17 protein-coding genes are annotated in these 21,591 nt (G+C 62.5%); 12 read left to right on the top strand and 5 right to left on the bottom strand.

The window, feature by feature from the left end:
* Positions 1–432 precede the first annotated feature (432 nt).
* From HDE75_RS08180 to HDE75_RS08170, 3 genes are all read left to right on the top strand, one after another.
* Complete coding sequence (locus HDE75_RS08180) at positions 433–1,113, top strand: response regulator transcription factor (RefSeq protein ID WP_183675244.1); 681 nt, start codon at positions 433–435, stop codon at positions 1,111–1,113.
* Positions 1,106–2,536, top strand: a complete 1,431-nt coding sequence (locus tag HDE75_RS08175; RefSeq protein ID WP_183675247.1) for a HAMP domain-containing sensor histidine kinase — start codon at positions 1,106–1,108, stop codon at positions 2,534–2,536. The genes HDE75_RS08180 and HDE75_RS08175 overlap by 8 nt, the downstream gene beginning before the upstream one ends.
* Before the next feature lie 93 nt (positions 2,537–2,629).
* Positions 2,630–3,796 (top strand): acyltransferase family protein, encoded by a 1,167-nt coding sequence (locus HDE75_RS08170; protein ID WP_183675250.1) that lies wholly within the window; start codon positions 2,630–2,632, stop codon positions 3,794–3,796.
* 8 nt (positions 3,797–3,804) lie between these two features.
* On the opposite strand, the gene HDE75_RS08165 is transcribed toward HDE75_RS08170, so the two are convergent.
* The 4 genes from HDE75_RS08165 to HDE75_RS08150 all read right to left on the bottom strand — a co-directional run bounded on the left by HDE75_RS08165 (position 3,805) and on the right by HDE75_RS08150 (position 9,550).
* A complete protein-coding gene (locus tag HDE75_RS08165) occupies positions 3,805–4,125 on the bottom strand; it encodes a hypothetical protein (RefSeq protein WP_183675252.1) in 321 nt (106 codons plus the stop codon).
* On the bottom strand, positions 4,122–4,844 hold the full coding sequence (locus HDE75_RS08160) for an MgtC/SapB family protein (protein WP_183675254.1): 723 nt from the start codon (positions 4,842–4,844) through the stop codon (positions 4,122–4,124). The genes HDE75_RS08165 and HDE75_RS08160 overlap by 4 nt, the downstream gene beginning before the upstream one ends.
* 356 nt (positions 4,845–5,200) lie before the next feature.
* Entirely contained in the window at positions 5,201–8,311 is a 3,111-nt protein-coding gene (locus HDE75_RS08155) for an efflux RND transporter permease subunit (RefSeq protein WP_183675256.1), read from the bottom strand.
* A gap of 3 nt (positions 8,312–8,314) precedes the next feature.
* Positions 8,315–9,550 (bottom strand): efflux RND transporter periplasmic adaptor subunit, encoded by a 1,236-nt coding sequence (locus HDE75_RS08150; RefSeq protein ID WP_183675258.1) that lies wholly within the window; start codon positions 9,548–9,550, stop codon positions 8,315–8,317.
* Positions 9,551–9,931: 381 nt separating this feature from the next.
* On the opposite strand from HDE75_RS08150, the gene HDE75_RS08145 reads away from it, so the two are divergent.
* Positions 9,932–12,466, top strand: a complete 2,535-nt coding sequence (locus HDE75_RS08145; protein WP_183675260.1) for a sensor domain-containing protein — start codon at positions 9,932–9,934, stop codon at positions 12,464–12,466.
* On the opposite strand, the gene HDE75_RS08140 is transcribed toward HDE75_RS08145, so the two are convergent.
* Positions 12,463–13,458 (bottom strand): endonuclease/exonuclease/phosphatase family protein, encoded by a 996-nt coding sequence (locus HDE75_RS08140; RefSeq protein WP_183675262.1) that lies wholly within the window; start codon positions 13,456–13,458, stop codon positions 12,463–12,465. The genes HDE75_RS08145 and HDE75_RS08140 overlap by 4 nt on opposite strands.
* A gap of 37 nt (positions 13,459–13,495) precedes the next feature.
* On the opposite strand from HDE75_RS08140, the gene ybaK reads away from it, so the two are divergent.
* The 8 genes from ybaK to HDE75_RS08100 all read left to right on the top strand — a co-directional run bounded on the left by ybaK (position 13,496) and on the right by HDE75_RS08100 (position 21,525).
* Positions 13,496–13,987: a Cys-tRNA(Pro) deacylase gene (ybaK, locus tag HDE75_RS08135; protein ID WP_183675264.1), complete on the top strand. Its 492-nt coding sequence runs from the start codon at positions 13,496–13,498 to the stop codon at positions 13,985–13,987.
* Between the two features lie 93 nt (positions 13,988–14,080).
* Positions 14,081–14,725 carry a glycerol-3-phosphate 1-O-acyltransferase PlsY gene (plsY, locus tag HDE75_RS08130; protein ID WP_260173801.1) on the top strand — a complete coding sequence of 215 codons (645 nt, stop codon included), beginning with the start codon at positions 14,081–14,083 and terminating at the stop codon, positions 14,723–14,725.
* Between the two features lie 88 nt (positions 14,726–14,813).
* A complete protein-coding gene (locus tag HDE75_RS08125; RefSeq protein ID WP_183675266.1) occupies positions 14,814–15,467 on the top strand; it encodes a DsbA family oxidoreductase in 654 nt (217 codons plus the stop codon).
* A 67-nt stretch (positions 15,468–15,534) separates the two neighbouring features.
* A complete protein-coding gene (locus HDE75_RS08120; protein WP_183675268.1) occupies positions 15,535–15,825 on the top strand; it encodes a DUF427 domain-containing protein in 291 nt (96 codons plus the stop codon).
* Between the two features lie 42 nt (positions 15,826–15,867).
* Positions 15,868–16,824 (top strand): DUF2157 domain-containing protein, encoded by a 957-nt coding sequence (locus tag HDE75_RS08115; protein ID WP_183675270.1) that lies wholly within the window; start codon positions 15,868–15,870, stop codon positions 16,822–16,824.
* Positions 16,821–18,473, top strand: coding sequence for a GDYXXLXY domain-containing protein (locus HDE75_RS08110; RefSeq protein ID WP_183675272.1), 1,653 nt, complete (start codon positions 16,821–16,823; stop codon positions 18,471–18,473). Before HDE75_RS08115 ends, HDE75_RS08110 begins: the two co-directional genes overlap by 4 nt.
* A 33-nt stretch (positions 18,474–18,506) precedes the next feature.
* Positions 18,507–19,733, top strand: coding sequence for a metal-dependent hydrolase (locus tag HDE75_RS08105; protein WP_183675274.1), 1,227 nt, complete (start codon positions 18,507–18,509; stop codon positions 19,731–19,733).
* Positions 19,734–19,773: 40 nt separating this feature from the next.
* Complete coding sequence (locus HDE75_RS08100; RefSeq protein ID WP_183675276.1) at positions 19,774–21,525, top strand: cation:proton antiporter domain-containing protein; 1,752 nt, start codon at positions 19,774–19,776, stop codon at positions 21,523–21,525.
* Positions 21,526–21,591 lie beyond the last annotated feature (66 nt).

The following is a 21,591-nucleotide window of genomic DNA, read 5'->3' as shown; positions in this document are numbered from 1 at the left end:
TAATCCTTGTTATTGATTGATTTATCTTGTGCAGGAACATGCGCAGGCATGTCCAGCTCCGGCAGCGCGCGGGCGCTGGCGGGCGGTCAGTGGGTGGTGCCGAAGAGGGGTAGAGCGTAAGAAGGTTGCCGTGCGGGTCCAGGACTGGGCCCGTGGCGTGCCGTGGCGAAGCACGGGGCGCGGCGGTCAGGCTGGAATCGAGCGGCGGCCTTTTCGGCACATGCTGGCAGGCGAGTCTGGGTCCACGCTTTCTCCTGTGAGTTGATTGATACGGGTTGGTGCACCGCTTTTTCAGCGCTGGAAAAGCATAGCAGCACACGCCTGAAGATCTTCCCAAGTATTCCTGAATCCTTCTTCAGGTTAGCGGCGGGGCCAGGCGCGGCGCGGTAAAATGAAATCAAGAAAAACACAGCATGACGGGAAAAGACAGGCATGAGAATCCTCTTGGTAGAAGATGACCGCAAGGCGGCGCGGCTGCTGGCGCGCGGCTTGCAGGAAGAAGGTTTTGTCGTCGACGTGGTGCACAGCGCCGAAGACGGCGAAGAGGAGAGCTACGCCGTCGATTACGACATGATTGTGCTCGACTGGATGTTACCCGGAAAACAGGGCATCGATCTGTGCCGCGATTTGCGCGCGCGCTCCATCCAGACGCCCATCCTGATGCTGACGGCGCGCGACGCCACGGCGGACCGGGTAGTGGGTCTCAATACAGGAGCCGATGACTATCTGACCAAGCCGTTCGAGTTCGAAGAGCTGCTGGCGCGCATCCGTGCGCTGCTGCGCCGCTCCGATATCAGCCGCCCGCTGGTGCTGGCGCTGGCAGACCTGGCGCTCGATCCGGTCAGCCACAAGGTCACGCGCGCTGGCGCGGTGCTGGACCTGACGCCGAAGGAGTATGCGATCTTGCTGATACTGCTGCGCCAGGCGGGCGAAGTGGTCAGCCGCGCGCGCCTGGCCGAGCAGATCTGGCAGGCGGACCTGATCGGCATCGATAACCTGATCGATGTCCACGTGCGCAATCTGCGCGGCAAGGTGGACTCGCCCGGCTTGCCGCAACTGATACATACGGTGCGCGGACGCGGCTTCCGCCTGGCGGAAAGCGACAGTGTTTAGCTTGCGCAAAAGCCTGCTGCTGGTGCACCTGGCGGTGATACTGGCGATTGTCAGCTGCACCGCGCTGGCGGGCTATTGGGGTTTGTCGCGCGCCGTGCATGGCCAGCTCGATGCGGCCCTGCTGGCGCTGGGCGAGACGGAAATGGCGATGCTGCCGGCCACGCCGCACCAGGGTGTCACCGTGCACGAAGTGGCGCCTGGCATGGCGCCGCCTTCGCTGACGCGGCTGGACCGCCTGGTACAGATCATCGATGGCGAGGGCCATGTGCTGGCGCGCAGCCGCAACCTGGAGGCAGCGCGCCTGCCAGCCGATCCTGGCTTGCTGGCGCGCCTGGACGCGGGGGAAACCGTGTTTGAAACCTTGCCCCGTTTTGGCGAAGAGCCGGTGCGCATGGTGTCGATTCCCGTCCATCACGGGGGCGTGCGCCTGGCGGTGCAGGTGGCCGGTTCGCTCGATGACGTCAATCACACGCTGGCGTCGGCCACCATGCTGTTCGTGGCGATGGCGCTGGCGCTGCTGGCGGCGGTCGGCCTGGCTGGCGAGATGCTGACGCGGCGCGTGCTGGGGGCGATAGACGACGTGGTGCAGCAAGCGCATTTTATCGGCGAGGCGAGCCTGGCGCGGCGCTTGCCCCATCCTGGCACACCCGATGAAATCGGCCGCCTGGTCGACACCCTGAACGCCATGCTGGAACGGCTGGAAACGGGCTACGATGCGCAGCGCCGCTTCACGGCCGACGCCTCGCATGAATTGCGCTCGCCGCTGTCGCGTTTGCGCACCGAAATTGAAATCACCCTGCGCCGTCCGCGCGAGACGCCCGAGTATGTGGCCGCGCTGGCATCCTGCCTCGATGAAGTGCAGCGTTTGACGACGCTGGTGGAGGAATTGCTGATGCTGACCCGCCTCGACGTGGGCCAGGACCGCAGCGCGGTGGAAACCGTGGCGCTGTATCCGCTGGCGCTGGCGGCAGTGCGGCGCCTGGAAACGGTGGCGGCAGCACGGGGCATCCGTATCGTGCTGCAGGATACGCCTGTGGATGCGCCCGGCATCAGCGCCCGCGTGGCGCCCGGGCCGGTAGATCTGGTGCTGGCCAACCTGCTCGACAACGCCGTGAAATTCTCGCCACCGGACAGCCTGATCACGGTACACCTGTCACGCGATGGCATGGACGCGCTGCTGGGGGTGAGCGATGCGGGTCCCGGCATCAGCGTCGATGAATTGCCGCATCTGTTCGAGCGCTTTTACCGGGGCGCCAGAGCGCGCGCGGGCGAAGCGCCTGGCTTTGGCCTGGGGCTGGCCCTGTCGCAAGCCATCGTGCATGCCTATGGCGGCCGTATCGAAGCGCTGAACCGGCCTGGCGGCGGGGCGCTGTTTACCATGCGCCTGCCAGCGGGAGGGGGAGAAGACGGTATCGTCGGGTGATGCTGATCAGCAACGCTGATTCATTTTGTCATCAATTTTAAATGCAATAATGATACTATTCGTGTAAGATTTTTCAATAATATACATGGCAGCATGAATCAGCGCACCCAACTTAATCCCCGTCACGTGATCGGCCTCGATGCGCTGCGCTTTATCGCCGCCATGCTGGTGGTAGCCTACCACTATGGTTTCTGGTTCTGGGCCGATCCTTCGCCGGTCTCCTCACCCCAGTTGCAGCATCTGATTTCCTTCCCCGAGCTGTTTGCCAGCACTCATTTCGGCTGGGTCGGCGTGCAAATCTTCTTTGTCATTTCCGGCTTCGTGATTGCCTTCTCCGGTGAACGCTCCGGCAGTTTTGATTTCCTGGTCAGCCGCGTGGTGCGCCTGGGGCCCGGTGTCTGGATTTGCGCCAGCGTCACACTGGTGGCCGTGCTGACAGCCGGCGAATCGAGTCTGGTCCAGACCTTGCGGGCTTTTTTGCATAGCGTGCTGTTCATCCCTATCGCGCCATGGATCGATTACGCCTACTGGACGCTGGGCATCGAGATCGTTTTTTACTTCCTGGTTTTCCTGCTGGTGCTGCGTGGCAAATTTAGCTGGATCAACCGCCTTGCCATGGTGATCGGCCTGGCCAGTACCCTGTTCTGGCTGGCGGCATGGGTGGCCAGCATGGGGGATGCGGGGCAGTTCTTCCAACTGATGCAGCAATTGCGCCGCTCGCGGATATTGGGGCTGCTGCTGGTACACCACGGCATCTTCTTTGCGCTCGGGATTTTTCTGTGGCTGGAGCTGGTCAAGCATAGCTGCCGCGAAAACCGCCTGTGGTGCGTGCTTTTCTGCGCTGCGGGCTGTCTGCAAATCGCCCTGACGTCATCGGCGACAGACGAGACCACGGGTACGGCTTTTTCAGCCTGGATACCGGTGCTGTGCTGGCTGGCCGCGCTGGCCTGGATCATTGTCTCGGTGCGCAAGAATCATCGCGTGCATGCCTTGCCGCAGTGGTTTTTGCGCCTGCTGAAAACGGCTGGCATGATGACGTTTCCCCTGTATCTGCTGCACCAGGTGGCCGGCGCACACCTGATGGTCGGCCTGGTGCAAGCGGGCGCCGGACGTTGGCTGGCACTGGCGGGTGCGCTGGCTTTTTCGCTGTGTGGCGCCTGGCTGGTGGCCGTGTATTGCGAGCCGGCCCTGCAGCGCGTGACGAAACAGGCGCTGCTGCGCGCCGGCGCCCGTTTCAGCCTGGCCCGCAAGGCGACTTGACGCCCCGCTCAGGCGGGCGCCACGCCTTCCCAGCGCACCTGGCGCACTTGCGGCAGGGCGCCTGCGCGGTTGATGAAGCGCACCAGCACGGCGCGCTGCACCAGCTGGCACAGCACCATGGCGATCAGTTGCACCACGTTCTTGTCTTCGTCCCAGCTGCGCAGGATTTGCGACGGCGCCAGGCCCGCGCTTTTGAGCTCGGCCAGCAGCAGACACACGACGCGGTCCGCCTGCGTGGCGGGGCAGGTGACGGTCAGGCGGTAGGTGGCCACGGCAGGGGTTTTACGGACGGCGCTCGCCTGGAAAATCGATTTCAAAAATTTCATCATACACCTCGCTCTGCGACAAATTCTGCGTTATTGACCAGTGCCCAGCGCACGGCCGAGACACTGCCTTCCAGGCTGACCTGGCTGACGATCTGTTCCAGCAGCCCCAGGCTGGACAAAGGCGTCAACAGGTCGGCGCGCACTTCGATGCGGCCTGCCTGCGGCGCGTCTTCGCTGTGCAGCGATTGCAGCATCAGCGCCGGCATGCCGCTGATCATGCGCAGCATCAGTTTGCGCACCAGCACTTCCTGTTCTGCCTCGCAGACGGCGGTGATGCGGTAGATGCTTTCCGTCTCGCTGCCGGCGGCAAGGCCATGGGCGTTGATGCGCTGGGCGATATGGCGCAGCACCAGGTTGGCGACCAGCACGAAGCCGGTGCCGATGGCCGCTTCCATGGCGTAGCCCAGGCCGCACAGGATGCCGATGGCGGCCGAGCACCACAGGGTGGCGGCCGTGTTCAAGCCGCGCACCGTCATGCCTTCGCGCATGATGACGCCTGCGCCCAGAAAACCGATACCCGACACCACTTGCGCGGCGATGCGCAAACGGCCGTCCGGATTGGCTTCGAGTACCGACACCATCACGAACAGCGAGGCGCCGACGGACACCAGCGCATTCGTGCGCAGGCCCGCCATGCGCTGGCGCAGCTGGCGTTCGGCGCCGATCAGCGCGCCCAGGGTCAGGGCTGCGGCAACGCGCAGCACAAAGTCATACCAGATCATTTTTTTCTCCTGTGTGAGCAGGAAGGACAGGCGAGTCTTGTCTGGCACGGGCAGTGTGCCCGGCCATGCCACTATAGGTCAGCAGCCGATGGGGAAACGATGTAGAGGAGGGGGCGGCGCCATGCACCGCTGTTGTATAACCGCACCTTGCCTTGGCAAGGCGGGAGAGAAATCCGCGTCTTGCCAGGCTTAATCGTCGAACCGCGATCGACTACCGTCACTGGAACCAGTACCCACGAATCACTCCATTCAATTGATAACGGGCAGAGTCTAGCCAGCCCTGTCTTTTTCGTCAACTGAACATCTCTTCAGAAAGCGCAGGACCGCCCCCGCCGGTGCGGGGACGGTGAGCCTGATCAAGGGTGGAGCGCAGTCTCGGGCTCATGCCCGGCATCGGCGCCGCCGCCAAAGAAGCGCGCGGCGCGCTTGCCCAGGCTATCGAGGTAGGTGTAGGCGACGGGCACCACCACCAGGGTCAGGATGGTCGAGGTGATCACGCCGCCGATCACGGCGCGGCCCATCGGCGCCTGCGATTCGCCGCCGTCGCCCATGCCGATCGCCATCGGCAGCATGCCGAACACCATCGCCAGAGTGGTCATCAGGATGGGGCGCAAACGCACTTGCCCCGCTTCCATCAGCGCTTCGAACTGGCCCAGGCCTTCGCGCTGGCGCTGGTTGGTGAAGTCCACCAGCAGGATCGCGTTCTTGGTCACCAGACCCATCAGCATGATGAAGCCGATCACCGAGAAGATGTTCAGGGTGCTGCCCGTGATGAGCAGCGCTGCCAGCACGCCGATCAGGGAGAGCGGCAGCGACACCATGATGGCGATCGGCTGCAAAAAGCTGCCGAACTGCGAAGCGAGCACCAGGTAGATGAAGATCACCGCGATCCCCAGCGCCATCATGGCTCCGCCCATGGTTTCGGCCATCTGCTGCGCATTGCCGGCCACGTCGAAGCGCACACCAGGCGGCAGGTCGATGGCCTTGATGGCTTTTTGCACGTCGGCGTCGACGTCGCCGGCCGGGCGGCCCTGCACGCCGGCATAGATGGCAACGCGGCGCTGCAAGGCCTGGCGCTTCAGCACTTGCGGGCTGGACGACGGCACGAAGTCGACCACCTGGCGCAGCGGGATCATGATCGGCTTGCCGTTTTCGTCAAGCTTGTTTGACGCCAGCGACAGGTCGGCCAGGTCGGCCACTTTCTGGCGGCCCGATTTGGGCAGCTGCACATTGACGTCGTAGTTCTGGCCGTCGGACGCCAGCCAGTGGCTGACCGTGTCGCCCGCCACGAAGGGACGCAGGGCGGTGCCGATCTGCTGCACCGACAGGCCCAGGTCGCTGGCCAGCTCGTTATTGATCTTCACCGTGGTCGATGGATTGGCGCCTTCCTGGCTGTATTCGATATCGGCGATGCCCTTGATGGTGCGCATCTTGTCCATCAGCCGGTGCGCCACTTCATCGAGCTTGCCTTCATCAGTGCCCAGAATCGCAATGAAGATGGGGCGGTTGCCGACCGACAGGGTGATGCCTGCTATCGGCGTTAAGCGGTCGCGTATCAGCCTTTCCAGCTCTTGCTGCGAGCGGCGTTTATGCGTCTTGATGTCCGTCAGTTTCAGGTTGACTTCGGCCGCATTGCGTCCATCCTGTGTCCCCACGTTGGCCACCAGGCTGTCGATTTCCGGGAACTCCTTCAGGGCCGTCTCGATCTGGCGCACCTTGGTATCGGTGTATTCCAGGCTGGAGCCGACCGGCGTCTTGAAGCGCAGGTTGACCCAGCCCTGGTCCGTTTCCGGGAACATCTCGCCGCCGATCATCGGCACCAGCATCAGGCTGCCCACGAACAGCGCCAGCGCCGTGGCCAGGGTGGTCTTGCGCCAGCGCAGGGCCACCGCCAGCACCTTGCCATACCAGACGTGCAGGCGGTCGATGCCGGTTTCCAGCCAGGCCATGAAGCGGCCCAGCCACGGCGCATACTTGAAGCGGTCCTTGACCGGGTCGCGCCAGACCGACGACAGCATCGGGTCGAGCGTGAAGCTGACGAACAGCGACACCAGCACGGCGACGGCCACCGTGATGCCGAACTGCAGGAAGAAGCGGCCGATGATGCCGTCCATGAAGGCCACCGGCACGAACACGGCGACGATGGCGAAGGTGGTAGCCATCACGGCCAAGCCGATTTCATTGGTGCCGTCGTTGGCCGCCTTGTAGTGGTTCTTGCCCATGCCCAGGTGGCGCACGATGTTTTCGCGCACCACGATGGCGTCATCGATCAACAGGCCGATGCACAAGGAGAGCGCCATCAGGGTCAGGAAGTTCAAAGTAAAACCAAAGGCTTTCATGGCGATGAAGCTGGCCAGCACGGAAATCGGCAGGGTCAATCCCGTGATGATGGTGCTGCGCCACGAGTGCAGGAACAGGAACACGATCACCATGGTCAGCACGGCGCCTTCGATGATGGTGCGCTTGACGTTATTGAGCTGGCTTTGCACGCGCTCCGACTCATCGTCGAGCACGCGCAGATCGATATCGGGCGGCAGCGTTTTTTTCACTTCGGCCGCCACTTTCAGGATGCCGGTACCCACTTCCACCACGTTGGCGTCCTGCACCTTGGTGATTTCCATGGTCACGGCCTGTTTGCCATTTACGCGCGAGATCGACAATTCTTCCTGCTCGCCATCGACCACAGTCGCCACCTGGTCCAGGTAGACCGGGCCGATGGCGCGCCGCGCCACGATGATCTTGCCAAATTCGCGCGCATCCTTGATCTTGCCTTCCACCCGCACCAGCTGTTCGGCCGCGCCATGGCTGATGGAGCCGGCTGGCAGATTGGTGTTGGTGGCCTGGATCGCGCGTATCACTTCATCGACGCCGATGCCCTGGGCATTGAGTTCGATCGGTTTCAGGCTGATCAGGATTTGCCGCGAACGCAGGCCGCGCAGTTTCACCTGGCCGACGCCGGCCACCGCCTGGAAACGCTTGCTGATGATCTGGTCCGTCATGGTCGACAGCTCGCGCAGGTCATGCCCGGTCGAGGTCAGCACGATGGTGGCGATCGGACGTTCATTATCGCCTTCGGCGCGCGCGATGAACGGGTCCTTGGCTTCCTTGGGGAAGCGCGGACGCACCAGGGCCACCTTGTCACGCAGATCCTGCATGGCCTTGTCCATATTCGTCGACAGCTCGAATTCCAGGTAAACGCCGGCGCGCCCTTCCCAGGAGTTGGCGCGGATGGTCTTGATGCCGCTGACGGTATTGACGGCGTCTTCGATCGGCCGCGTGATGTCGTTTTCCACCGCTTCGGGCGAAGCGCCCGGATAATTCACTTCGATGGCGGCGAACGGAAACTGCACGCTGGGCATGCTTTCCACGCCCAAGCCCCGGTAAGAGAATATGCCCAGCACCACCAGCGCCACCATCACCATGGTGGCGAACACGGGGTTCTGTATGCTGACTTTGGTCATCCACATGGCTTAGCCTTTCTGCGCCAGGACGGCCGCTTGTGCCTCGGGCGTCGCAGCAGGTGCTGCAAATTTCACGGCATGGCCGGGCTTGACGCCATCGAGTCTGGCGACGATGACTTTGGCGCCGGGCACCAGGCCGGCCGTCACTTCGGCATAACCTTCATCTTCGTTGCGCAGGCCCAGGGTGACGGCTTGCTCGACCACCTTGCCGCCCACCAGCGCATACACGACCGTGCCTTTCTTGTCCTTGCGCAGCGCCGTCAATGGCACCAGCGGCGCCACCGCCGAGCGTTCCGTGACGATGCTGCCCTTGGCGAACATGCCGCCGCGCAGCGCGCCATCGCCATTGTCCACGGCGATATACACCAGCATGGCGCGCGAACCACTCTCGGTGGTGGGATTGATGCGCGTGACCTTGCCGGCGAAATCGCGTTCGCCAAAGCCATCGACCTTGAAATGCACGTCCTGGCCGATCTTGATGCGCGGGATTTCCGAGCTGGGCACGGGCGCTTCCAGGGTCAGTTGCGCCAGGTTGACGATGGTGTACACCGGCATGTCGGGAGCGACCTTTTCGCCAGCCTGCACATGGCGCTTGCTGACGATGCCGGCCATCGGCGCGCGGATCACGGTGTCGGCCAGCGCGATGCGGGCGATGTCGACCATGGCGGCTGCCGATTTGACGCTGGCGCGCGCCAGGTCCACCGAGTTTTGCGTGGTGTCGTAGGCCGTTTGCGAAATGTATTTCTGCTTGAGTAGTGCCTGGCTGTTCGCTTCGTTTTTACTCGCCATCGACAATCGCGCCTGCGCTTCATCGAGCATGGCTTGCTGCTGCGTCAGACGGGCGCGCTGGTCGGCCGCGTCCAGGCGCACAAGGATCTGGCCGGCCGCCACCTGCTGGCCTTCGCGTACCGTTGTTTCGTGGATTTCGCCCGATACCTTGGCCTTGATGGTTGCCTGCGTCAGGGGCGCCAGTGAACCGGACAAGGGCAGGCTGACCGATAGTGCGCGCGCGCCGATGGCCGCCACGTCGCCCTGCGCCAGCTCGTGCACGGGTGTCTTGTCCGCTTGCTTCTTCTTGCTCGCTTGCGCTTCGGCAACCTTGGCTGCCTGCTGCCTCGATTGCATCACGGTCCAGCCGCCGCCGGCCAGGCCCGCGACGAGCAGGATCAGCAAAGGAGCGCGCCAGCGGCGGGCGCGGCTGGCAGGGATGGATGTGGGTAGTGGGGGCAAGGTCTCGTTTTTCATAAGGCTCTTTTAATGGAGGCTGCGCAAGCTTGAATGGAAGGTCCGGCGCATGTTCTCGATACGGCTCCGGCGATGGCTGGCCAGGGAATTCGGGTAGCGTATCACCATGCTGGATGCAAACGGCACGCCTGCCGTTTGCATCCGATCACGATGATACGCATGTTGCTACTTTATGAAGTTGTTGGCGGACTCGCCATGCAAATGCGACAGAGTGCGCAAAAACGGGCATGGAATGCAAAAACGGCAGATGGAGCCAGCCGGCACGCTTGAGCCGTGTCAATGGCACGATTCCCCGGCGCGCAAGAATGGACAGGATGGCGGAACTACCGGACAGGCCGGGCGGGCCGCTGCTTGCGCTGCAGCCGTGACGCGGAGGGAAAGATGTCTGATCGAATGAGCGGATCGACCGCGCCGCCGGGCCGCTTGCTGGTCCCTGCCGACCCTGGCATGGGGCCGGCCGCCAGGGCGCTGGACTTGCTGTCCATCCTGGTCGAGGCCGTCGAGCAGGCGCCCGGCATGGCTGTGCGCGGTCTGGACCGCGATGGTGTCGTGCGCTACTGGAGCGCTGGCGCGGCGCGCCTGTATGGTGTGAGCGCCGGGCAAGCGATGGGACAACACTGGCGCAGCGTAGCTGGCGACTGGTCCGACGGCGCTGTACCGGATGCTGCGCCAGGTCTTGCCGATGGCGCCGGTTTTGCCGAAGAACTGGCCAGCGTCTGGCAAACAGGCAGGGCCAGGTCCTTGCGGCTGTGGAATCTGTGCGCCGATGAGATTGCGCCGCGCTGCATTTGCTCCAGCCTGTTCCCCGTGTTGCAGGCAGGGCGCGTGCAGCAGGTATTCTGCATCGATGTCGATATCTCGGCCAGCCAGCAGCAAGGCATGTCGGTCAGCGCCTTGTTGTTGATGGCAGATAACTTTCGCCAGCTGTTTGAGAAATCCTCCGACGCCATTTTGCTGCTGCGCGATGAAATCATCGCCGAACTCAATCCCGCCGCCATCGAGCTGTTTTTATGCGAAGACCGGCAGCTCCTGATTGGACGCCGTCTCAGCGATTTTTCACCGCCGCAGCAAGCGTGTGGCAATCCATCAGCTTTGCTGGGCACGCAGTTGGCGGCGCAGGCGCATGCGGCGGGCAACTGGCGTTACGAATGGCAATACCTGCGCTGTTCGGGCGAGCCGTTCTGGAGCGAAGTCTTGCTCACCTCGATTACCCTCGGTCATAGTTACCTGTTCTACGCGGTGATCCGCGATATTTCCGAACGCAAGCTGGCCGAGCGATCGCTCTACCTGGCGGCACAGGTTGTCGAACATGCACGCGAGGCCATTGTCGTGATGGATCAGCAACAAAAAGTGCTGAGCATTAACCCGGCCTATAGCGAGATCAGCGGCTATAGCGCCGATGAGCTGAAAGGCCAGCCCTTCGCCTCCGAGCAGCAAGCGCTGGATGCGTCCCTGTGGGATATCGTGGCCCATCATGGTTATTGGCAAGGGGAAATCGCGGCGCAACGCAAGAATGGCGCGCGCTATCCGGCCTGGCTATCGCTGACGGCCATCCGCGACGACCAGGGCCGGGCCAGCAACTATATGGCGATCCTCAGCGATATCAGCGAACGCAAACGCAGCGAGGAGCAGACGCGCCACCTGGCCGAGCACGATTTCCTGACCGACTTGCCGAACCGCGTGTTGCTGCTGGACCGGTTGTCGCTGGCGCTGGCGGCGGCGCGGCGCAAACTGAGCATGCTGGCCATCCTGTACCTCGATATCGATCACTTCAAGCATATCAACGACAGCATGGGCCATCACGTGGGCGATTTGCTGCTCAAGGAAGTGGCCCGGCGCCTGGTGCGCTGTGTGCGCGGTGTCGATACTGTCAGCCGCCATGGCGGCGATGAATTCGTCATCATCCTGGCCGAGGTGGGCGGCGTTGACCAGGCGGCCCATGTGGCGGCCAGCGTGCTGCAAGCCGTCACGCAGGTATATCGGATGGGCGCCTATGAATTGCAGGTGTCGGCCTCGATCGGCGTGGCCATCTTTCCCAGCGATGGGGAAGATATCGATACCCTGATGCGCAACGCCGATACGGCCATGTATCACGCCAAGCAGCTGGGACGTAACAATTTTCAGTTCGTCAATGCGGCCATGAATGCGCAAATCCTTGAGCGGGCCAGCCTGGAGCAAGGCTTGCGCAAGGCATTGGATAACAGCGAGTTCCTGCTGGAATTCCAGCCCGTGATCGATATCGCCAGTGGGGTAGTGGTTGGCGCGGAAGCCTTGCTGCGCTGGCAGCATCCGCAGCTGGGCTTGCTGAAACCTGAACGCTTCATGCTGGCGGCCGAGGAGTCCGGCTTGATGGTGCCGATCGGACACTGGGTCGTACGGCACGCCTGCCTGCGCGCGCGGGCCTGGCACGACGCGGGCCATGCCTTGAGCGTGTCGGTGAATCTGTCGCCTGCGCAATGCATCCAGAATAACTTGCTGGACAGCGTACAGGAATCGCTGCGCCTATCGGGTTTGCCGCCGGCCTCGCTGGCGCTGGAAGTGACGGAAACGACCTTGATGAAAGGGGGCGTGCGCCTGGCTGAGGTGCTGGCGCAATTGCGCGCACTGGGACTCGGCTTGACCATCGACGATTTCGGCACCGGCTATTCACGGCTGGCGAACTTGCGCCATTACCCGGTGGACAAATTGAAGATCGATCCCTCTTTCCTGCAAGGCACGAGCGGGGAGCCAGCCGATACGGCGGTGGCGGCGACCATCATCGCCATGGCGCGTACATTGCAGCTGACCGTGATCGCGGAGGGTGTGGAAACACCGCAGCAGCTGGCCTATTTGCGGGCGCAGGGCTGCGACCAGTACCAGGGATATTATGCCAGCACACAAGTCGCTGGCAGTGCCCTGGCAAGCTTGCTTGCCTAGCCGATATTGCCCAGGAGCTTGATACGGACCAGCACCTGGCCATGGTCGGACGCCTGCGGCAGCGCCTGCAGCAAATGGTCGTTCAGGTAAATCACGTCGAGCACCAGGCCGATGGCGCGCGGCGAGGCGGGGTGAAAGTGCTCGGAGACAAGAATATGGTCGATCGTCATATAGGCGCTGTCGTGGATATTCGTGTAGCCCACATGGCGCAGATAATCCTGGCGCAACTGGATGGCGTTGCTGTCGTACAGGCGTTCGCGCATATTGTTGGCCTGGCCCGCCTCGTGATCCGTTTCGTCTGGCGCGCCGGCGCCCATCACGATGGCGGTGGTAACGGCATTGGCGATGTCGTTGAAGTCGCCCAGCACGATGCGGGGACGGCCGCTGTGGCCCAGTTCGCTTGCCAGCACGCGCAGCGCCACCGCTTCCGCGCCGCGCCGCTGCAGCGAGCGCAGGTTGGCCAGCGCGTAATTGAGGACCGTATTGCCATCGCCATTGCGGTAATCGGGCCGGCGCGACTTCAGATGTACGACCAGCACGTCGGTCAGGTGTCCGCCAGGCAGCACGACTTGCACATGCAGGGGCGCGCGTGCATAGCGGCCCAGGTTGGCATCGCTGGCATGGCCATCGACTGGCAAGCTGACGCCGGCAGGGAAGGTGGGGTAGGCGATGCCAGGCCCGGCCAGCGGCAACTGCGATACGAGCGCCACGGAAGGCAGCATGCGCCCATGGCCATCGACCGCATCGATGCCCGCTTGCGTGGCATCGCGGTAGTGGCGCGTGTGGGCCAGCACGTCGCGCAGGGCCGCTTGCGAGAAAACTTCCTGGAAACCGATCACATCGGCGCCCAGCAGGTCGATTTGCCGCGCCGTCCATTCGCGCTTGGCCTCATATTGCACCTGCGTCAACGGTTCCAGGTTGTCATACAATTTTGTCCCGGCGGGAGCAAGATTGCAGACATTGAATGTGGCAAAGCGGATTTCTTCCTGCATAATTAGCACTCCTCACTGAACGATCAGCGTATCACGCATGGCTAAAAAAGAGCATATTTCCGAAACCCAGGCGACGCAGATGCTGCGCAAGCATCAAGTTTCCTTCAATGAACACCCTTACCCCTACGAGGAATACGGCGGCACCAGCGTTTCGGCGCGTGAATTGGGCGTGCCCGAACATGAAGTGATCAAGACACTGGTGATGCAGGACGAGGCGGCGCGCCCGCTGATCGTGCTGATGCATGGCGATTGCAAGGTCTCGACCAAGAACCTGGCGCGCTCAATCGGCTGCAAGTCCGTCGAACCGTGCAAGCCCGAAGTGGCGCAGCGCCATTCGGGCTACATGATAGGCGGCACTTCGCCGTTCGGTACCAAAAAGGCCATGCCCGTCTACGTGGAAGAAACCATTTTGGCCTTGCCGCGCATTTACATCAATGGCGGCCGGCGTGGTTTCCTGGTCTCGCTGGCGCCGCAGGTGCTGCTCGATTTATTGCAAGCCAGGCCGGTGCAATGCGCCTTGAAGGATTGATGGCTGTTTTGAGAGCTGTTATCGGGCGCGCGCCTGGTGTATATTCTGCTGCCCTGGCCTTGATGTCAGGGAAATAATTAACAAAGGGAACAAATGAATCCAGTAATCACAACCTTGGCAATGACAGTGGCCGCTTACTTGCTCGGCTCGATATCGTTTGCCGTGGTGATGAGCAAGGTTTTCGGCATTGCCGATCCGCGCACCTATGGCTCGAAGAATCCGGGCGCGACCAATGTGCTGCGCAGCGGCAACAAGGGCGCCGCCATCATGACCTTGCTCGGCGATGGCGCCAAGGGCTGGCTGGCCGTGTTCCTGGCCTCGCACTTTGACAGCGCGCTGGGCGTTGGCGATACAGCTATCGCGCTGGTGGCGATTGCCGTTTTCCTCGGCCATCTGTGGCCCATCTTCTTCCGTTTCGTCGGCGGCAAGGGCGTGGCGACGGCGCTGGGCGTGTTGCTGGGCATCAATGTCTGGCTGGGCCTGGCAACTCTGGCGACCTGGCTGATCATCGCCTACGCTTTCCGCTATTCATCGCTGGCCGCGCTGGTGGCAGCCCTGTTCGCACCGTTTTATTACGGCTTGCTGTTCGGCGTCGATCCCATCTTGCTGGCCGTGATTGCCATGAGCGTGCTGCTGGCCTACCGTCACAGCCAGAATATTGCCAACTTGCTCTCTGGTAAGGAAAGCAAGATCGGCGGCAAGAAAGAGGCAGCCAAGGCGGCTGGCAAGAAAAAGTAAATGCTTGATTTTTGTGGCGCCGCACGCATATGCTGGGCTTGCGGCGCCGCACCGTGCGGCTGCCACCGACTCGCGCAAAGGCTGCCACATGTCTACCCCTACTCCCGTCCGTATCGATTTCGTTTCCGATGTCTCCTGCCCCTGGTGCGTGATAGGCCTCAAGTCGCTGGAACAGGCGCTGGACAAGCTGAAAGACACGGCCCAGGCCGAGATCCATTTCCAGCCCTTCGAGCTGAACGCCAATATGGTGCCCGAGGGCCAGGATATCGGCGAACATATCGCCCAAAAATACGGTTCCACCGAAGAACAGATGGCGCAATCGCGCGAAGCGATACGTGCGCGCGGCGCAGCGCTGGGCTTTACCTTTGCCATGGATAAACGCGGCCGCATCTACAATACTTTCGACGCCCACCGCTTGCTGCACTGGGCCGAGCTGGAAGGGCGCCAGAAAGAGCTGAAAATGGCCCTGTTCGATGCGTATTTCACGCAAGGCGAAAATCCTTCCTCGCACGAACTGCTGCTGAAAGTAGTGGGCGAAGTGGGCCTCGATACCGTCAAGGCTAAGGAAGTACTTACTTCAGGCGCCTATGCCGACGAGGTGCGCGAGCGCGAACGCTTCTACCAGCAAAACGGCATCAATTCAGTGCCAGCCGTCATCATCAACGAGCGCCACCTGATTTCCGGCGGCCAGCCGCCTGAAGTGTTCGAGCAAGCCTTGCGCCAGATCATCGCCGGCAATTGATTGCAGCGCGTATGGCGCGCGCCGTCCTCCTCCTTTTGCGCTACACTCGCCAAAGGAGGATAGTCTTATGCCAACAGCAAGCTGGAACGGCGCCGTCATCGCGCAAGCCACCGACGATCAGGTCGAGATCGTTGAAAACAATGTGTATTTCCCCATTTCGGCGGTAAAGCAGGCGTACTTGCGCCCCAGCAGCCATACGACAGTCTGTCCATGGAAGGGCACCGCCAGCTATTACGACCTGGTCGTCGATGGCCAGACCAATGCCAATGCGGCCTGGTATTACCCACAGCCTAAAGATGCCGCCAAGCAAATTGCTGGCCACCTCGCCTTCTGGCGCGGCGTAACGGTCGAGCGCTGATACTCTTCCGCACTCCTTATTTCCTGAGAAAGAAAGCAGACGATGGATTTACGCCTCGCCGTGTATCAACTCGCCTCAAGCAATGGACTCGACGCGCAGAAAACCGGACAATTGCAGGAACTGGCCGGTTTCCAGCGCGAACCGTCACGGCTCAGTTATTGGCTGCCGCGCGGCGTGGCCGTGCTGGGCGCCGCCTTGCTGGGCCTGGGATTGATCTTCTGGGTGGCCGCCAATTGGGAAGAGCTGGGCCGCATGGGCCGCTTTGCCTTGCTGCAAGCGGTGTTTCTTGCCGCCAGTCTAGGTGCATTCTTCGCGCCGAAGGCACGCATACCGCTGCTGCTGGTCGCCTTGCTGGCCATCGGCGGCCTGTTTGCGTATTTCGGCCAGACTTACCAGACGGGCGCCGACCCGTGGCAATTGTTTGCCGTCTGGGCGGTGCTGGCCTTGCCGCTATGCCTGGTGGCGCGCAGCGACGTGTTGTGGACGCCATGGATGCTGGTGCTGGCCACGGCCGCCGCCCTGTGGATGCAGGCGCAGGCGGGCCACCGCTGGCGCATCGATTCGGCTGACCTCGGTATTTTCGTCACCGGCTGGCTGGTCGTGCTGCTGGCCTGCGCCGCCATGTCGCCGTTGCTGGTCCGCTGGACGGGCGCTGGGCCCTGGGCCTTGCGGCTGGGGCTGGTGCTGGCCACCATATTGATCACGGGTACGGCCATCAGCGCCCTTTTCAGCAATGACCTTGGGTCACCATACTGGGCAGGTCTGGGCTTGCTGGCTGTCGCCTGTGCCTTGCTGACGACACAGCAGCTATTTGATGTGTTCGGCTTGAGCGCCGTCGCGCTCGGTCTCAATACCCTGCTGGTAGGCGGCCTGGCGCGCGCACTGCTGAGCGGAAGTGGTGGTATCGGCAACCTGGCCATGCTGGGCTTGCTTGCGGCCATCTTGCTGGCGATTACCGTACAAGCTATTTTGTGGCGCACGCGCCGGGAGGCGGCATGAATCATCGCCAAACGGATGCCCTCGATACCCTGATTGCCGACGCCACGCACACTGGTCTGCTGCCGGCCGGTACGGTGCGCCCCCCGCAAGATGTACGGCCGTGGCCGCTGGTGCTGATGACGGCCTTCGGCGCCTGGCTGGCCGCCATCCCCCTGATATTGGCGCTCGGTTTCGGGCTGGAAAGCCTGATGCGTGAGGGGCCGGCCGCCTATATCGTGGCGATCATCGTGCTGGTGGGTGCCGTATCGGTGATACGCGCGCGCGACATTCCCCTGTTTGTCGAACAACTGGCCGTGCCCTGTTTGCTGGTGGGTGGCGGCTTGCTGGGCTATGCGCTGTTTCGCGACTTGCCCGGCCCGTTCCCGTATTGGCTGCTCAGTGCCTTGTGCCTGCTGGTCGCTGCTGCATTGCCGCGTGACTGGCTGCGCGTGCTGCTGGGCCTGCTTGCCTGTGGCACGCTCGCCCTGGCAACAGGCGCAGGGGGGCGCGACTGGTTTGGTGGCGGCGATCCGGCCACCTTGTTCATTGCCTGGATGCTGGCCCTGGCCATCTGGCTGGGTGCGCACTGGCTGCAAGAAAAGGTCTTCAACGATGGCCGTGGCGCGCGCGTGGCCGCCTGCATCGAATCTATCTCGACCGGCTGGGTACTGGCGGTCTTGCTGGGCCTGATCAGCTGGTCGGGCATGACCTTTATGCTGGGCGCCGTCCTGGGCCATGGCCTGACTGGTGAGGCCACGCGTGAACTGTCCGGGTATTTCGGCGGCGGCTGGTACTCGCTGGTCTTGCCTGGCCTATCGGTGCTGCTGGCGCTGGCGGCCGCCGGATGGCTATTCCGGCATTGGCCATCGCTGCGCCAACTGCCCGCCATCGGCGTGGCGCTGGTGCTGATCGCGCTGGCCTGGTGTATGCCGGCGCTCGGCCCTGTACTGCTGATCCTCGCGTTCTGCCTGGCAAGCGGACGCACCCGCGTCGCGACCGCTGCGGCAGTGGCGGCTGCCTGGGTCATCGGAAGCTTTTATTACCAGCTGGCCTGGACCTTGGCCAGCAAGGCCGCGCTGCTGGCCGTGGCTGGCGCCGTGCTGTGCGCCCTGGCGTGGCTCACCACGCGGGGCACCTTGTTGCATCTGGCCGAACGCGGGGTAGCAGGCAAGCTGCAGCATGGCCGACTCTCCCAATTTGGCTTAGTGGCAGGCTTGCTGCTGGTGTTGCTGGTGGTCAATGGCGGCATCTGGCAAAAACAGCAATTGATTGCCAAGGGCGAGCCGGTGTTTGTGGAACTGGCGCCCGTTGATCCGCGCTCCCTGATGCAGGGTGATTTTATGCGCCTCAACTTCCTGCAATTGGGCATGCTCTCTGTCGAGGCCAGCGTGCACGGGGCTGGCGGCCGCCCCCATGTGGTGGCCATGCGTGACGCGCGGGGCGTGGCCGAGATACATCGCCTGTACGACGGCAAGCCGCTGCTGCCCGGTGAATTCCTGATGGAACTGACGCCGAAAGATGGTAGCTGGGTATTGGTTAGCGATGCCTGGTTTTTCAAGGAAGGCGATGCGGCACGCTGGGAAAAGGCCCGTTATGGCGAGTTCCGCGTGATGCCTGATGGGCGCGCCTTGCTGGTGGGGATGCGGGGACCGCAACTGGAGGCGCTGTAGTCCTGGCAACAGGAAACCCTGTAGAATTTCCGAATGGATAATATTACGCATTCGGTCATCGGCCTGGCAGCCGGTGAATTACTGCACCGCAGCCTGCCACCTGAATCCCAGGAACCCGCCCAGCGCACCCGTCGTGCGCTGTTTCTGTTTACTGCCTGGTTCGCCAGCAACGCGCCCGACCTGGATTTGATACTGACCAGGCTATTGCCATCACCGTTCGGTTATCTGCTGCACCACCGGGGCCACACGCATACCTTGCTGCTGGCCGTGCCGCAGGCGCTGCTCTTGCTGGCCATGCTGTGGCTGCTGTGGCCGACCGCGCGCCGGCTGCTGAAAGACAGCAGCCCGGCCCGCCTGGGGCTGGCCCTGTGCATGGTGCTGGGCTTTGGCTTGCATATGGGCATGGATTTCCTCAATTCCTACGGTGTGCACCCGTTTTATCCGTTCAACAGCCGCTGGCTATATGGTGACATGGTGTTCATCGTCGAACCCATGTTCTGGGTCTTGCTGGGCGTACCCGTGATCGCTACCTTGCGCTCCGGCATCATGAAAACCGTGCTGCTGGCGGCGCTGGCCGCGGTCCTGTGTTTCTTTACTTATAAAAACTATCTGACCCCGGTCGCTTGCGTCGTGCTGCTGGCGCTGGGCGTCTTGCTGACCGTGCTGCAAGGGCGCGCCGGCGAGCGCGGCAAGGGCGTCTTGCTGCTGGCGTTTGCCCTGGGGGCAACTTTTATCGGCGTGCAGGGCGTGGCGTCTGCCGTGGGCCGTGCCCGGGTGGAAGCGGCAGTGCAGCGGCTCGATCCGGGCACACGCGTGTGGGACGTGGCGATGACGGCGTTTCCCAGCCACCCGCTGTGCTGGATCTATGTTGCGCTCGACAGCAAGACCGATGTCTACACCTTGCGGCGTGGCACCATGAGTGTGCTGCCGACGGCGCTGGCGCCGAATGCCTGTCCGGCAGGCTTGGCGGAAACGGGGCAGGGAGAGCAACTGGCGCCCGGCATAGGCTTGTCTGCGCAAGCGACGGGTAGCCTGGCCAGCTTGCGCCAGTTGCAATCGCATAATTGCTACGCCGATGCCTGGCTGCGCTTTGGCCGCATGCCCAAGCTGGATAAGGGGCTGACCGATGTGCGCTTCAATCCGGACATGCAAACCAACTTCACCACCGTCGAGCTGGAACAATTCCGCTCCCGTCCTTGCCCAGCTTATGTACCGGGTTGGGGTCACCCGCGCGCCGATATGCTGAATTTGCGCGAATAGCAGTCTTACGCCAACGATCACACTTTTACGCAGGATTATTTTGGAAGAGCAGCACGCCTTACCGTATCTGCGAGAAACCTTGCTGTTTCTCGCCCTGGCCGGGATATTTATCCCCCTATTGCAACGCCTGAAGGTCAATCAGGTACTGGGTTTCCTGGCGGTCGGCGCCCTGTTCGGGCCATTCGGTTTCGGCCTGTGGGCGGGCGACTTTGGCTGGCTCAGGTATTTTTCGTTCGTGCGCGCCGAGCAGGTCAGCGGCCTGGCCGAGCTGGGTGTGATGTTTCTGATGTTCATGATCGGCCTGGAATTATCCACCGAACGCCTGTGGGCGCTGCGCCGCTGGGTGTTTGGCGCCGGCGTGGGGCAAGTTGCCGCCAGTGCCGGCCTGATCGGTGCAGCAGTCTATTACCTGGGCTTGCCACTGGAAGCGTCCATCGTGCTCGGTCTGGTGCTGTCGCTATCGTCCACGGCGGTGGTGATGCAGTTGCTGGCCGACCGGCGTTCCCTGCAAACCCCCGCTGGCCAGGCGGGCTTTTCCATCCTGATGTTCCAGGATTTGATGGTGGTGCCGCTGTTTATCCTGATCGACGTGTTTGCCAGCGGCCACAGCGAAGACCTGGTCTATCTGCTCAGCTTTGCCGTCGTGAAATCGGCTGGCGCCATCCTGCTGATTTATTTGCTGGGCCGGCGCGTGATACGGCCCTTGTTCCAGTTTTTCGTCAAGAAACACCAGCCCGACGTCTTCATGGCCCTGACCTTGCTCAGCACCCTGGGCATTGCCGGTCTGACCTATCTGGCAGGCCTGTCGATGGCGCTGGGCGCCTTGCTGGCGGGCTTATTGCTGGCGGAAACGGAATTTCGCCACGAAGTGGAAGTGACGATCGAGCCCTTCAAGGGCTTGCTGATGGGCCTGTTTTTCATGTCGGTGGGCATGCAGATCGATGTGCGCGAAATCATCAAGTCGCCAATTCTGATCCCGCTGGCCGTACTGAGCCTGTTTGCCATCAAAACCCTGGTGATCAGCGTGATTTTCCGCCTCGGTGGTTTTCACTGGGGCCGCGCGGTGGAAACGGGCGTGCTGCTGGGGCAGGGCGGCGAGTTTGCCTTTATCGTGGTCGCCTATGCGCTGGGCACGAAGTTGATCGCGCCGCAGGTGGCGCAGTTTGTCATGCTGGTGGTGGGCCTGAGCCTGTTTGCCACGCCTGCCTTGTCGCGCGCCGCGCGCGGTTTCGGCAACTGGTGGGAACAGCGCCACCGCCATCAGCTGGCCGATCTGGCTGACGACGCGCTGCCACCGCAGGGCAGCCAGGTCATCATCGCCGGTTTCGGCCGGGTAGGGCAATTGCTGGCCAAAGTGCTGACGGAACAGGATATCGCTTATGTGGCCATCGAAAATGACGCCAAGCTGGTCACGACCATGCATCCGCGCGGTTTCCCCGTGTATTTCGGCGATGCATCGCGCGCTGAGTTGTTGCAAAAAGTCAACGCTGACCGGGCTGCCGCCGTGGTGCTGACCATGGACCATCCTGCCTCCGTGCTGCACGCTGTGAAATCGATACGCCGCGATTATCCGCACTTGCCCGTGTATGCGCGCGCCCGCGATGAAGCCAACGCGGTGGCCCTGGTGTTGGCTGGCGCCACCCTGGTCGTGCCCGAAGCGCTGGAATCGGCGCTGCAACTGACGGCCACCGTGCTGCAGACCGTGGGGTTACCGGAAGCGCGGGCCGCCGAGGTGGTGCAAACGGAAAGGGAGCGGCGCAATGCGGTGTTGCTGGCGAAAAAGTTGCTGTAGAGCATGTGCGCGCGTGTGGCCATCGTTTCTAAATGATCTATACAATATTCGATGTATGAAAGAACG

The sequence above is a fragment of the Janthinobacterium silvisoli genome, from assembly GCF_014200725.1.
GTDB lineage: Bacteria > Pseudomonadota > Gammaproteobacteria > Burkholderiales > Burkholderiaceae_D > Janthinobacterium.
Note: the sequence above shows the minus strand (reverse complement) of the source record. Positions and strands in the feature narration are given on the sequence as shown.

Bases quoted from the DNA above. Each gene is read 5' to 3' on its own strand.
- HDE75_RS08180 (WP_183675244.1), top strand. From the start codon at position 433: ATGAGAATCCTCTTGGTAGAAGATGACCGCAAGGCGGCGCGGCTGCTG.
- HDE75_RS08170 (WP_183675250.1), top strand. From the start codon at position 2,630: ATGAATCAGCGCACCCAACTTAATCCCCGTCACGTGATCGGCCTCGAT.
- HDE75_RS08165 (WP_183675252.1), bottom strand. From the start codon at position 4,125: ATGATGAAATTTTTGAAATCGATTTTCCAGGCGAGCGCCGTCCGTAAA.
- HDE75_RS08160 (WP_183675254.1), bottom strand. From the start codon at position 4,844: ATGATCTGGTATGACTTTGTGCTGCGCGTTGCCGCAGCCCTGACCCTG.
- HDE75_RS08155 (WP_183675256.1), bottom strand. From the start codon at position 8,311: ATGTGGATGACCAAAGTCAGCATACAGAACCCCGTGTTCGCCACCATG.
- HDE75_RS08150 (WP_183675258.1), bottom strand. From the start codon at position 9,550: ATGAAAAACGAGACCTTGCCCCCACTACCCACATCCATCCCTGCCAGC.
- HDE75_RS08145 (WP_183675260.1), top strand. From the start codon at position 9,932: ATGTCTGATCGAATGAGCGGATCGACCGCGCCGCCGGGCCGCTTGCTG.
- HDE75_RS08140 (WP_183675262.1), bottom strand. From the start codon at position 13,458: ATGCAGGAAGAAATCCGCTTTGCCACATTCAATGTCTGCAATCTTGCT.
- ybaK (WP_183675264.1), top strand. From the start codon at position 13,496: ATGGCTAAAAAAGAGCATATTTCCGAAACCCAGGCGACGCAGATGCTG.
- plsY (WP_260173801.1), top strand. From the start codon at position 14,081: ATGAATCCAGTAATCACAACCTTGGCAATGACAGTGGCCGCTTACTTG.
- HDE75_RS08125 (WP_183675266.1), top strand. From the start codon at position 14,814: ATGTCTACCCCTACTCCCGTCCGTATCGATTTCGTTTCCGATGTCTCC.
- HDE75_RS08120 (WP_183675268.1), top strand. From the start codon at position 15,535: ATGCCAACAGCAAGCTGGAACGGCGCCGTCATCGCGCAAGCCACCGAC.
- HDE75_RS08115 (WP_183675270.1), top strand. From the start codon at position 15,868: ATGGATTTACGCCTCGCCGTGTATCAACTCGCCTCAAGCAATGGACTC.
- HDE75_RS08110 (WP_183675272.1), top strand. From the start codon at position 16,821: ATGAATCATCGCCAAACGGATGCCCTCGATACCCTGATTGCCGACGCC.
- HDE75_RS08105 (WP_183675274.1), top strand. From the start codon at position 18,507: ATGGATAATATTACGCATTCGGTCATCGGCCTGGCAGCCGGTGAATTA.